The sequence below is a fragment of the Caulobacter sp. BE254 genome (assembly GCF_031457295.1).
Lineage (GTDB): Bacteria > Pseudomonadota > Alphaproteobacteria > Caulobacterales > Caulobacteraceae > Caulobacter.
The window spans coordinates 80,843-92,870 of the sequence record NZ_JAVDWJ010000017.1 but is presented as its reverse complement, the minus strand read 5'-3'; the positions used below and the strand labels follow the sequence as shown (position 1 = coordinate 92,870).

The window sequence follows — 12,028 nt, the reverse complement described above, 5'->3', positions numbered from 1 at the left end:
CCTACTCCGCCGCGTCGAGGGCTTCGGCCAGCTCGCGCTCCAGGCCGTAATAGCGGGCGCGGTCCCAGAAGCGCGGACGGCCGATGCCGGTCGAGCGGTGCTTGCCCAGCACGTTGCCGTCGGCGTCCTCGCCGTTGATCTCGTAGACGAACAGGTCCTGGGTGACGATCACGTCGCCTTCCAGTCCCACCACCTCGGTGATGTGGGTGATCCGCCGCGAGCCGTCGCGCAGGCGGGCAGCCTGGACGATGACGTCGACCGAGCCGACGATCATCTCCTTGATGGTCTTGGAGGGCAGGCCGTAGCCGCCCATGGTGATCATGCTCTCGATCCGGCTGATCGCCTCGCGCGGGCTGTTGGCGTGCAGGGTGCCCATCGAGCCGTCGTGGCCGGTGTTCATGGCCTGCAGCAGGTCGAACGCCTCGGGCCCGCGGACTTCGCCGACGATGATCCGCTCGGGACGCATCCGCAGGCAGTTCTTGACCAGGTCGCGCATGGTCACCGCGCCCGAGCCTTCCAGGTTCGGCGGCCGGGTTTCCAGGCGCACCACGTGCGGCTGCTGCAGCTGCAGTTCGGCGGCGTCCTCGCAGGTCACCACCCGCTCGGTCGGGTCGATGAAGGCGGTCATGGTGTTGAGCAGGGTGGTCTTGCCCGAACCGGTGCCGCCCGAAATGACGATGTTGCAGCGGCAGGCGCCGATCACGCCCAGCACCCGCGCCCCTTCCGGGCTGATCGACTGGTAGTCGACCAGGTTCTTCATCGTCAGCTTGTCCTTCTTGAACTTCCGGATGGTCAGGGTGGGACCATCCAGCGCCAAGGGCGGAGCGATGACGTTGACGCGGCTGCCGTCGGGCAGGCGGGCGTCGCAGATCGGGCTGCTTTCGTCGACCCGCCGGCCGACCTGGCTGACGATCCGCTGGCAGATGTTCATCAGCTGCAGGTTGTCGCGGAAGCGGACATTGGTCAGCTGGACCTTGCCGCCCACTTCGATGAACACCCGGTGGGCGCCGTTGACCATGATGTCGGCGATGTCGTCGCGGGCCAGCAGAGGCTCCAGCGGGCCGTAGCCGAGGACGTCGTTGATGATGTCCTGGACCAGGTGCTCCTGCTCGGACACCGACATCGAGACGTTCTTGATCGCCACCAGCTCGGCGACGATGTCGCGGATCTCCTCGGCCGCCGCCTTCAGGTCCAGCTGGGCCAGTTGGCTGAGGTCGATGGTGTTGAGCAGGGCGTTGAAGATCGTGGTCTTGGTGGCGTGGTAGTAGTCGCTCTGTTCGCGGACCACGTGGGCGGTCGGCGGCGCGCCCTGGGCGGCGCGCAACTGCTCCAGGCCGTTGGTGGTCTTGGGGCCGACGGCCTTGGTCGGCGCGGCGACCGGCGGCGGCGCGCCGGGGGGCGCGGATTCGTTGGCGGCGGGCTCGACCCGCTGCGGACGCGTGGCGATGGCCGGCGCGCCGGTCGAGACGGGCGGCGGCGCCTGCTCCGTGCGGACGGCGGCCTGGTCGCGCTTGCCGAACATGCCCTACTTCTTCTTGAACAGGCTGGAGAGGACCGAGGTCTTCTGGACCGCCGGCGGTTCGCGGCGGCTGATCAGGCGCGCCAGGTGGTCGATGCCCTCGGCCGCCTTCGACTTCGGCGCCACCTCGGCGACCATCTGGCCGTTGTTGGCGGCCTGGCCGAAGGGCTTGGGATCGAAGGGCAGCACCAGGGACGGCGTCAGGCCCAGGGCCTCGCCGAAGTCCTTGACCGGGATCTCCGGACGGCCGGGCACGCCCACCTGGTTCAGCACCAGGCGCGGCGGGGCGTCGTTGGGCCGGGCCTGGCGGACCAGGTCGACGATGTTCTTGGCGTTGCGCAGGGACGCCAGGTCGGGCGTGGCCACCACCACCAGGTCGTCGCTGGCGATCAGCACGCGGCGGGTCCAGGCGCTCCAGCTGTGCGGCAGGTCCAGCACCACGAAGGGCGCGGCGCCGCGGATCTTCTGGGTGACCTCCTCGAAGGCGTCGGCCGGGATCTCGTAGTCCTGGTCCAAGGCGGCGGGCGCGGCGAACAGCGACAGGCGGTCGCCGCAGCGCACCATCATCCGGTCCATCAGCACCGGGTCCAGCCGGTCGGGCTGGCTCAGGGCGTCGAGCACGCCTTGCAGCGGATCCTGGTTGAAGTCGAGGCCGGCGGTGCCGAACGGCAGGTCCAGGTCGACCATCACCGTGGCGGCCTGCACGCGCTCGGCCATCGACCAGGCGAAGTTGTGGGCCAGGGTCGAGGACCCGACGCCGCCCTTGGCGCCGACGAAGGCGACCTGCCGGCCGACGAACGGCGCGGAGGGGTCGGCATAGAGGCTGGAGACCGCGCGGATGATCTGCAGCGGCCCCTGGGGCTGGGTGATGTACTCGCTGACCCCGCGCCGCATCAGTTCGCGATAGAGGGCGATGTCGTTGGTCTGGCCGATGACCACGACCTTGGTGCCCGGGTCGCAGACCTGGGCCAGGCCGTCCAGCAGGGCCAGCATGCGCGGCGCGGCGTCCACGCTCTCGACCAGCACCAGCGAGGGGGTCGACTGGTTCTGGTAGTAGGCCACCGCCCCCTCCAGCCCACCGGGCTGGGCGATGGTCGAGGCGCGGGCCATCCGGCGGTCGGCCGAGGCGGCCTCGACCAGGGCGACGGTCTCGGGCCGGGCGCAGAAGGCGTGGATGGTGATGCGCGGCACGGCCGCCTCGCCCATGTCGGCGTCGGCGGCGGCGAGGACTTCCTGGACCAGGGCCTGGGTGGAGCCGACCGGATGGACGACCGGCGCGACCGGCGCGACCGGCTCGGCCGCTTCGACCGAGACCATTCCAGCCGCGGCGGGAGCAGCGGCGACCGGCGCGGCGGTCGGCGGCTTGGGCGCATAGGGCTCGGCCGGCGGCGGCAGGTCCGCGAACGGCGCGGCGACGGTTTCGCGCACGGGCGGGAAATCGGCGAACGGGTCGTCGGCGCCCGAACGTTCCGGCGGCGCGCCGCGCCACGGGTCGCTTCCGGCGGCCGCCGGAACGGTGAAATCGTCGTCGGCCTCGAAGCCGAGGTCGAAGGGATCGTGATCGTTGCGCGTGGTCATCAGTTGACCGCCTTGGAGATGACGCCGTTGGACTGCTGGTCCTTGGCCGAGGAGGTGACCTCGCCCTTGCGGTACTTGTCGAGCACGGTCGCCCGGCGACCGGAGTCGATCGGCGTCTCCGGGCGCGGGCCCAGCAGGTCTTCGGGATTGGCCACCTGGGCGGCGATGTTGGCGGTCACCGCGCAGCCGAAGTTCTCGTAGGCCTTGTTGTTGCGGGTGCCCGTGATGTTCTCCCAGGCGCCGCATTGCGGGATCTGGGCGATGTAGCGCAGGAAGCCGGCCTTCAGCGGCGCGTCCGGCGCGCCGGCGGCGTCATAGCCGACGACCCGCACCTTGGCGGGCGGCGCGCCCATGGCGACGAGGCGCTGGCGGGCGGCCATGGCCATGCGGCCGGCGATCTCGCCGCCGGCGCCGCCGATCGGGGCGCTGACCACGATCTCGCGCGCCTCGGCCTTCAGCCAGCGGCCCAGCAGCCCGTCGAGGGCCTGGTTCTGGGCGGGCGACAGCCCTTCGGCGTGAACGACCAGCAGCACCTCGTCCGGCCGGCCGTCGACATGGACGCGGTCTTCCCACTGCTGGGAGGCGGTGCGCGGCGCGGCGGTCGGGTCCGAACCGGCGCCCGACGAGGCGCAGGCGGTCAGCAACGCCAGGCCCAGGCCGGCGGCGGCCAGTCTCGAGGCCGTGCGGGGCGAAGAAGGATGGGGTCGCGTCATGTCCGCGTTCTCACTCGATCACATAGCCGACGGGGCCCTGATAGGCGCGCCCGCTGTTCGCGCCGATCGGCGCCTTGACCACCTTGTTCAGCCGCCCCAGCAGGACCGTGCTCATGTCGCTGGCCGTCTGCAGGCCGTCGGCCGGGGTCTGCAGGTCCTGCGGGCGGGTCGGGTCGACGATGTAGGGGGTGATGATGACGACCAGTTCGGTCTCGCCGTTCAGATAGTCGCGCGAACGGAACAGCGAGCCGAGGATCGGCAGGTTGGTCATGCCCGGCAGCGAGTCGACGTTCTGCTTGGTGGTCTGCTGCAGCAGGCCGGCGATCATCAACGAGCCGCCCGACGGCAGCTCGACCGTGGTCTCGGCCCGCCGGACCGTCAGGCCGGGCACGCTGAGATTGCCGCCGCTGGTGCTGCCGCCCAGGGTGAAGGCGCCCAGGCTGGTCAGCTCGGAGACTTCCGTGGACAGCTTCAGCGAGATGCGGCCGCCCGACATCACCACGGGCGTGTAGCCCAGGCCCACGCCGTAAGGCTTGAACTCCAGCGAGATCCGGCCGCTGGAGTCCTGGGCCACGGGCACCGGAAACTCGCCGCCGACCAGGAACTTGCCGGCCTCGCCCGACACCACGGTCAGGTTGGGTTCGGCCAGGGTGTGCAACAAGCCCACGCGCTCGAAGGCCTGCAGACAGCCGCTGAGCTTGTTGCCGGTCACCGTCTTGAAGGCGGTGCTGGCCACGCTGCTGAGCACGCTCGACAAGCCGGTGGTCGAGCCGGTCGTGCTGCCGTTGACCTGATGGAGGACGCCCGTCTGATCCGCCAGGACCGTCACCGGCCTACCGTTGATGTCGTAGACGGTCCTGGACACCTGGCCCAGGCTGCCGGTCCAGTCCGCCGAAGTACTCGTGCTGTTGGTGTTGTTGGTTGATGACGAGCTGCTGCTGCCATTCGACGTGGCGGTATTGGCGACATTCGTCGTGCGGATGTTGTCGCGCCCGTAGCAGGCGCCGCCGCCGCCCACCAGCGCGCCGTTGACGCCGAAGGTGTTCGAGCGACCCAGGCTGTAACTCTTGAAGCCGTCGTTGAACAGCAGGTCGGTCGAGACGCCCAGCTGCTTGATCACGTTGCGCTGGACCTCGACGATGCGGACCTTGAGCATCACCTGGTCCTTGCCGGCGATGGTCAGCATGTTCAGCACGTCGTCGGGCTTTTCGACGAACTTGCTGGCGATCTGCGAGGCCATGCCCGCCTCGCCGGTATTGGCGACCGAACCGGTCAGGATCACGCTGTCGCGGATCGCCTGCACCTGGATGCTGGCGTTGGGCAGCACGCGACGCAGGGTGTCCTCCAGCGCCGTGGAGTCCTGCTCGACGCGGATCGCCAGGCTGAGGATCTTGCGACCCGAGGCGTCGAAGAACACCGCGTCGGTCGAGCCCAGGGCCATGCCCATGACATAGATCCGACGCGGGCCGCGCAGCACCGCGTCGGCCACGGCCGGGTTGGTCACCAGCATGTCGCGCACGTCGACCGGCAGCTCGATGATCGCCGACTTGCCGCGCGACAGGGCCAGGCTCTGGGCGCCCGAGCTGGTCAGGTCGACGCGCAGCACCTGGTCGGCGGGCGCCGCCATGATCGGGGCCGTCATGGGACGCGGCGCCATGCGGGCCGGCGTCTGATACAGATGGGTGCCGGCCGCCGGGCCGTCGGCGAGGACGGCGGTCGACGGCGCCAGGACCAGGAGGGCCGCCAGCGAGGCGGAAGAAAGCCGGCGGATCATGGGCGGACCGAGATGCTGGAGGTCTGGCCGCCGCGGTTGATGCGGACGACGGTGGAATCTTGCGAGGCGACCGCGAGGCCGGAGGGGCCGCCCAGGTCGGTATAGGCGCGCAGGGTCAGGGTCACCGGGCCGCTGGCCTTGGCCCGGGCCAGGGCCTCGGCCTCGGCCGGACCGACCTCGAGCGTGGCGGTGGAGGCGACGATGGTCTTGGCGTCCTTCTCGGCCGCCGTGCTCTGGTCCAGGGCCAGCACGCGGACGTTCTGGACGATGGTCTCGGCGACCGTCTGCTTGGCGGCGGCCCCTTCACCTTCGCCGACGCTCTGCGCCTCGCGGGTCTGGATGACGTCGACCCGGTCGCCGGGCAGGATGAAGCCGCCGACGGCGGTCTCGGAGGTGACGGGCATGGCCATGGCGCGCTTGCCGGGGCCCAGGACCACCGACAGGTAGCCGCCTTCGCCGCCGCGGACGATCTTGCGGGGGGTGATGGGTTCGCCGGCCAGGATCGGGTCGCGCACGATCGCGCCCTCGACGGCCTTCTCGGGCGTGACGCCGCCGATCATCGTTCCCGCCGCGTCGCCCACGGCCTTGGCCGCCTTGGCGGTCGCCTTGGTCGGGACGGGGTCGGCCGCGCCGTTGGTGATGAAGGCCGCGTTGACGGCGTCGGACGGCCAGGGCTGCCAGTCGACGTCGCCGGCGGCCAGGCGGTCGCCGATGGCCAGGTCGCGCTTGGCGACCAGAACCTGGGTCATGGGCTTGGCGGACGGGGCGGAGGTCTGGACGATCGGGGCGGGCGCGGGCTTGCCGCCCATCACCTTCTGCATGACCACGGCCAGGCCGATGGCCGCGACGGCGGCGACCAGGACGATCATGGCGCGAAGAGGATTCATGCGGCGGGCTCTAGCGACGGGGATGCAGGCGGGGCGAGCCGCCTTCAGGCGGGCACGCACGAATCGTCGGGACGACCCTTCTGGCCGCGTCCGATGTTCGCGCCCCCATGGTTAACAGCGGCTAAAGGCGCCGCTTCGAAAGGCGGCCTGGCGGCGCGACAGGCTGACGCGGGGCGTCCTTCGCGAGGATCGCTGAGACGCTAGGCGCCGATGGCCAGGGCCAGGGCCCCTTGCGGGAAGGTCGCCAGGGCTCCGATCGCGATGGCCACGCCGTAGGGAATGTCGCCGCCGGGGGCGCCCAGCTTGCGGATCCAGGCGGGGCTGCCGGCCAGGACCGGTTCGAACCAGCCCGAGCGCAGGCTGAGGATGCCCAGGGTCAAAGCCCCGCCGGCCATGCCGGTCACCAGCATGAACGGCAGGGCCGCGGGCCAGCCCAGCCACAGGACGGCCGCCGCGAACAGCTTGGCGTCGCCGCCGCCGATCCAGCCGGCGGCGAACATGCCCATGCCGACCAGCAGGGCGACCACGCCGGCGGCCAGGCAGGCGCCCGCGGCCGTCAGGGACGCGCCGCTGATCAGGGCCACGGGAAGGAAGGCGACGATCAGGGCCAGGGAGATCCAGTTGGGGATCGTGTAGCTGGCGACGTCCTTCAGCGCGGCCACGACGACCAGCGCGGGGAAGAGAAGCAGCAGGGCGAACTGAAAGGTCTGCATGGCGGCCTTGCCTGTTTGATCGACGCCAGTCTGCGCGCACCGCATGAAGCAATGGTTTCCCGGCCGACGAAAATCCGGCCCGCGGACCAGAATCTCAAGGCTCGGCCGGCGGACGCGGGCCGCCTTTCGGAAAACCGGGGGCCTAGCTGGCCTTGAAGATGTCGTCGCCTTTTTGGAACGCATCTTTCACGTGACCGCCGAGCACGCCCACGACGCTGGCGATCACGACGGCGATCATCGTGATGATCAGCCCATACTCGATGGCCGTGGCTCCGGCTTCGTCGTCGAGGAAGCGGGAGATGAACTTCGACATGCTGAGGTTCCTCGATCCAGGGACAAAAAAGGCCCCGGCATTGCTGCCGAGGCCTCCTTTTTCGAGTGTAGGCGGCTTACTTGGCGCCACCATTGACGGCGGTGTTGGCCTTATCGAAGGCGGTCGTCAGGCTGCCGCCCAGGGTGGTGACGATGGTGGCGATCACGACTGCGATCAAGGCGATGATCAGGCCGTACTCGATGGCGGTGGCGCCGGATTCGTCTTTCAGGAAGCGGGTGACAAACTTCGACATGGTGGATCTCCTGGTCAGTAAGTGGATCTGGGCTCTCAAGCCGTGTCGACTTGCTCACCCCCGAAAACACGATCAATTTCGCCGACCTCGCTTAATGTCCAGTAAACAGGCGATGGTTTCCTCAGTTTTTTCCTAGGTTTATTTTAGTTTACCATTATCTTTCCTTAACTACGACATATAGAGAGGTGCAAAAATCCCTTACGCGGCAACGTTTTCTCAAGTGTCGGAAAGAATACACAAGCCGTGAACTTAGTTCTTTATTGACCATTCCAGGGCATGCTGGCCGCGTACAAAGCCTGGAAAGACATCTTCATGCGCCGCCTGACTCTCGCCTTCTGCGCCGGTCTGAGCCTCTCCGTCGCCACGGTCGCCGCCGCCGAAAGCCCGTCCGCGCCGCTCTCGGTCAGCGCCGGCGCCGCCGTGCGCATCATGTTGTCCGCGCCGGCGCGCGACATCGTGGTGGGCGACCCGACTGTGGCCGACGTCAGCCTGGTCAACGAGCGGACCCTGGTGGTGCTGGGCAAGAAGGCCGGCGCCACGACCGTCCTGGTCTTCGACGCCCACGGACGGGCCCTGGCCGACCGGGACGTAGTGGTCTCCAACGTCCCGACCCAGGCCGTCGTCGTCCAGCGCGGCGTCAGCGCCGCGACCTATGCCTGCGGCGATCGCTGCTCCCTGCTGAACACCACCACGGCCGCGCCGGCCGGCGGCGCCGCGCCGACCCCCTAGAGCTGTGGACAGTTAGGCGTCTGGCGGCCGTGGGCCGCCCTCGTCCTTCGACAGGCTCAGGATGAGGGCTACTTTATAGGGCAGTTCAGTAGAATTCCTCATCCTGAGCCTGTCGAAGGACGAGGAATTCGGCCCAAGATCATCCCGTCCACAGCCCCTAGAGCATCGCGCGGCTTGTTCCAGGGTCTCTAAACCCCTGATTAGGGAGGCGTGGCCTAGATTGCGCCGCCTGCCGTTCCCGAAGGCGCTGACGCGGACGCCGCCATGGCCGACCAAGCCCGACACCATCGCCAGCTTCTGGCCCGCCTGGGCCTGCTGCGCCGCTTCGCCCGCGCCGACGACGGCGCGGCGGCGGTCGAGTTCGCCTTGGTGGCCATTCCCTTTCTCCTCCTGGTGTTCGCGATCATCGAGCTGGGCCTGACGTTCCTGGTCTCGATGAGCCTGGAGAACGCCCTGGCCAATGTCGACCGCACGATCCGCACCGGAGCGCTGCAGGCCAACAACGGCGACATCGCGACCTTCAAAACCGCGGTGTGCGGCGAAATGTCCTGGCTGGGCGCATCGTGCGCCACCTCGCTCGTCCTCGACGTCCGCGTCCTGCCCTCGTTCGCCCAGACCGCCAACCTGCCGCCGCCCGCGGACGGCAAGACCTGCTTCGATCCCGGCGGCCCCAGGTCGATCGTGCTGGTGCGCGGCTACTACAAGTGGCCGCTGATCACCCCGCTGCTGCAGGAGGCGGTCGGCGGTACGCCCGGCGACCGCCGGATCACGTTCGCGGCGGTGTTCGCCAACGAGCCCTATTCCGAAACGCCAGTCCCGATCAAATGCACATGACCCGCCGTCTCTTCCGGTTCTGGCGCGATCGCCGCGGCGTCTCGGCCGTTGAATTCGCCTTGATCGCGCCGGTGCTGATCATCTTCTACTTCGGCATGGCCGAGATGACCCAGGCGATGCTGGCCCAGCGGCGCCTGAGCCACCTGGCCGCCTCGATCGGCGACGTTGTGGCCCGCGACCAGCAGCTGACCGACGCCCGCGTCGCCGACCTGTTCAGCGTCGGTAATGTGCTGATGTCGCCGTTCCCGACCTCGACCCTGCGGCTGTGCCTGGTCAGCATCGTCTCCGACGCCAACGGCAAGGACGTGGTCGCCTGGTCGGACCCCTCCAACGCGCCGGTCGACTGCCCCGCGCGCAATGACGTGCTCGACATTCCCGTCAGCGTGCTGCCCGCCGGCAAGAGCGTGATCATGAGCAAGGCCAGCTACGAGTACAATTCGGTGTTCAAGTTCATGATCCCGCAGGCGCTGACCTTCCGCCGCACCTACTACTTGAAGCCGCGGCTTTCCGAGCAGGTGACGCGCGTCAAGTAGCTGACGGGTCGCGCAGCGCCTCGCGCAGGCGCTCGACCAGCGCATGGGGCCCGAAGGTCTCGCCCTCGAAGCGCCGCGCCGGCCGCACGCCGATCAGGCTGTTGGTCAGGAACACCGCCTCGGCCGCGTCCAGGGCCTCGGCGCCGCTGGCCACCTCGTGGACCTCGACGTCCAGCGCCCGCGCCGCGGCCATCGCCCGCCGCCGGGCCAGGCCGTCCAGCACGCCGCAATGCAGGGCCGGGGTGAACAGCGAGCCGCCCGCGATCCAGAACAGGTTGGCCGCCCCGGCGCAGGCCAGGTCGCCGCGATTGTTGCGCATCACCGCCTCGTCGGCCCCCGCCGCCTTGGCTTCGGCCCGGGCCAGGACGTTGTCGACATAGGACAGGGTCTTCAGCCGGGTCGCGGGCGAGCCCTCGTTGCGGCGGGTCTTGGCCAGGACCAGGTCGACCGGCGTCGTCACGAGCGGCGCGGCGGCGGCCGTCGCTATCAGGCGGAGTACGGGCGCGGCCGGACGGTCCAGCCCCCGGCCGCCGGATCCGGCTGTCAGGGTCAGGCGCACGGCGGCGCGGGCCTCGCCCAGCCCCGCCTGGTCCGGCGCGGCCAGGCACAGCGCTCGGGCCTCGTCCAGGTCGAAGGCCGGCAGGGCCAGGGTCTCGCAGCCGGCCGCCATGCGGGCCAGGTGGGCGTCGAGGTGGGGCAAGCCGCCGCCAGTCCACAGCAGGGTCTCGAACAGGCCGTCGCCCAGCAGCAGGCCGCGATCGTCCAGCGGGAAGGCGTCCAGGGTGTCGGTCATCCGCGAGGCGGCTCCATCAGGGCCCGGCGCAGGGCGGCGAACTTGGCTTCGGTCTCCAGGCGCTCGGCGTGCGGGTCGCTGTCGGCCACCACGCCGGCCCCGGCCCTGGCTTCCAAACGCCAACCCTCCTGGTCCTGTTCAAGCCCGACGGTGCGGATCAGCACGCTGGACTCCAGCGCCCCGTCGACCCCGGCCCAGAACAGCGAGCCGCAATAGGGCCCGCGCGGCGTCTCCAGCTCGGCGATGACCTTCATGGCCTGGACCTTGGGGGCGCCGGTGATCGAGCCGGGCGGGAAGGCCGCGCGCAGCAGGTCGGCCGCCGCCAGGCCCGGCGCCAGCTTGCCGGTCACCGTCGAGACCAGGTGATGGACGTTGGCGAAGGTCTCGACCTTGAACAGCTCGGGAACCGCGACGCTGCCGGGCGGGCTGACCCGCGCCAGGTCGTTGCGCATCAGGTCGACGATCATCAGGTTCTCGGCCCGGTCCTTGGCGCTGGCCGACAGCTCGGCGATCAGCAGTGCGTCCTCGGCCGGGTCGGCGCCACGCGGACGGGTGCCCTTGATCGGCCGCGTCTCGATGGTCAGGTCGTCCGCCCCGTCCTTGGCGGCGACCTTCAGGAACCGTTCCGGCGAGTTGGACACCAGGGCCCGGCCCGGCAGGCGCAGATAGGCCGAGAAGGGCGCGGGGCTGTCGGCGCGCAGGCGGGCGAACAGGTCGAACGGATGGGCCGGGGCGACCAGTCGGCCGGTCCAGGCGCGGGCGATGTTGGCCTGGAAGATCTCGCCGCCGACGATGCGCTCGACCACCTGGGCCACCGCCGCCTCGTAGGCCTCGCCGTCGCTGGCGCTCAGCGCCTCGCACAGCGGGCCGTCATGCGGGGCGGACGAAGCGGCGTCCAGCCAGCCGAGGGCCGCCTCGGCCCGGGCCCGGGCGAAGCTCTGCGAGCCGCCGCGGCCGATCGCCAGCACCTGGCGCTGCAGGTGGTCGAAGGCCAGCAGGGCCGGATAGCGGGCGCAGGCCAGGTCGGGCCAGCCGGTGCGCGGCAGGCCCAGGCGCTCGACCCGGTCGCCCAGTTCGTAGGCGGCTAGGCCCACGACGCCGCCCTGGAACGGCGGGCCCTCGGGGTCCACGGCCTGGGACGGCCCGACCAGTTCGGCCAAGGCGGCGAACGGGTCGCGGGGATCCTCGGGGGTCACCGTCAGCGTGGCGTCCGGCTCGCGCAGCAGGTAGGACCATCGCCCCGCCTGGCCGCCGGAGATCATCGCGCAGGCGAAGGGCTCGTCCCGCCACGGGGCCGCGGCCCAGACCGGGTCGCGCCAGGGGGCGCTGATGAGGACGACGTGACGCATCGGCGGGTGATACCGCCCCCCGCGCCCCGAGGCTATGACT

Annotated in this window: 13 protein-coding genes; 3 read left to right on the top strand and 10 right to left on the bottom strand. The window is 70.2% G+C overall.

What is annotated here, in order from left to right; translation table 11 throughout:
- Nucleotide 1: 1 nt before the first annotated feature.
- The 8 genes from J2X41_RS22610 to J2X41_RS22575 form a co-directional block, all read right to left on the bottom strand.
- A complete protein-coding gene (locus J2X41_RS22610) occupies nt 2-1,522 on the bottom strand; it encodes a CpaF family protein (protein WP_310086238.1) in 1,521 nt (506 codons plus the stop codon).
- Nucleotides 1,523-1,525: 3 nt separating this feature from the next.
- Nucleotides 1,526-3,097 (bottom strand): CpaE family protein, encoded by a 1,572-nt coding sequence (locus J2X41_RS22605; protein WP_310086237.1) that lies wholly within the window; start codon nt 3,095-3,097, stop codon nt 1,526-1,528.
- Entirely contained in the window at nt 3,097-3,810 is a 714-nt protein-coding gene (locus J2X41_RS22600) for a CpaD family pilus assembly lipoprotein (protein WP_310086234.1), read from the bottom strand. Before J2X41_RS22600 ends, J2X41_RS22605 begins: the two co-directional genes overlap by 1 nt.
- A gap of 10 nt (nt 3,811-3,820) precedes the next feature.
- On the bottom strand, nt 3,821-5,584 hold the full coding sequence (locus J2X41_RS22595; protein ID WP_310086232.1) for a type II and III secretion system protein family protein: 1,764 nt from the start codon (nt 5,582-5,584) through the stop codon (nt 3,821-3,823).
- Nucleotides 5,581-6,471, bottom strand: a complete 891-nt coding sequence (gene cpaB / locus J2X41_RS22590) for a Flp pilus assembly protein CpaB (RefSeq protein ID WP_310086230.1) — start codon at nt 6,469-6,471, stop codon at nt 5,581-5,583. Before cpaB ends, J2X41_RS22595 begins: the two co-directional genes overlap by 4 nt.
- A 200-nt stretch (nt 6,472-6,671) precedes the next feature.
- Complete coding sequence (locus J2X41_RS22585) at nt 6,672-7,184, bottom strand: prepilin peptidase (RefSeq protein WP_310086227.1); 513 nt, start codon at nt 7,182-7,184, stop codon at nt 6,672-6,674.
- Nucleotides 7,185-7,326: 142 nt separating this feature from the next.
- The gene (locus J2X41_RS22580) at nt 7,327-7,497 is read right to left on the bottom strand and encodes a Flp family type IVb pilin (RefSeq protein WP_310086225.1); all 171 of its coding nucleotides are present in this window, start codon (nt 7,495-7,497) and stop codon (nt 7,327-7,329) included.
- Nucleotides 7,498-7,573: 76 nt separating this feature from the next.
- Nucleotides 7,574-7,750, bottom strand: a complete 177-nt coding sequence (locus J2X41_RS22575) for a Flp family type IVb pilin (RefSeq protein ID WP_310086222.1) — start codon at nt 7,748-7,750, stop codon at nt 7,574-7,576.
- Between the two features lie 312 nt (nt 7,751-8,062).
- Between J2X41_RS22575 and J2X41_RS22570 the strand changes: the two genes are divergently transcribed.
- The 3 genes from J2X41_RS22570 to J2X41_RS22560 all read left to right on the top strand — a co-directional run bounded on the left by J2X41_RS22570 (nt 8,063) and on the right by J2X41_RS22560 (nt 9,846).
- Nucleotides 8,063-8,479, top strand: coding sequence for a pilus assembly protein N-terminal domain-containing protein (locus tag J2X41_RS22570; RefSeq protein ID WP_310086219.1), 417 nt, complete (start codon nt 8,063-8,065; stop codon nt 8,477-8,479).
- A 264-nt stretch (nt 8,480-8,743) separates the two neighbouring features.
- Nucleotides 8,744-9,313 carry a pilus assembly protein gene (locus tag J2X41_RS22565; RefSeq protein WP_310086216.1) on the top strand — a complete coding sequence of 190 codons (570 nt, stop codon included), beginning with the start codon at nt 8,744-8,746 and terminating at the stop codon, nt 9,311-9,313.
- Nucleotides 9,310-9,846 (top strand): pilus assembly protein, encoded by a 537-nt coding sequence (locus J2X41_RS22560; RefSeq protein WP_310086212.1) that lies wholly within the window; start codon nt 9,310-9,312, stop codon nt 9,844-9,846. The genes J2X41_RS22565 and J2X41_RS22560 overlap by 4 nt, the downstream gene beginning before the upstream one ends.
- Here the strand turns inward: J2X41_RS22560 and J2X41_RS22555 are convergent.
- Nucleotides 9,839-10,639, bottom strand: a complete 801-nt coding sequence (locus J2X41_RS22555) for an aminotransferase class IV (protein WP_310086209.1) — start codon at nt 10,637-10,639, stop codon at nt 9,839-9,841. The genes J2X41_RS22560 and J2X41_RS22555 overlap by 8 nt on opposite strands.
- Nucleotides 10,636-11,988, bottom strand: a complete 1,353-nt coding sequence (gene pabB / locus J2X41_RS22550; RefSeq protein WP_310086206.1) for an aminodeoxychorismate synthase, component I — start codon at nt 11,986-11,988, stop codon at nt 10,636-10,638. The genes J2X41_RS22555 and pabB overlap by 4 nt, the downstream gene beginning before the upstream one ends.
- Nucleotides 11,989-12,028 lie beyond the last annotated feature (40 nt).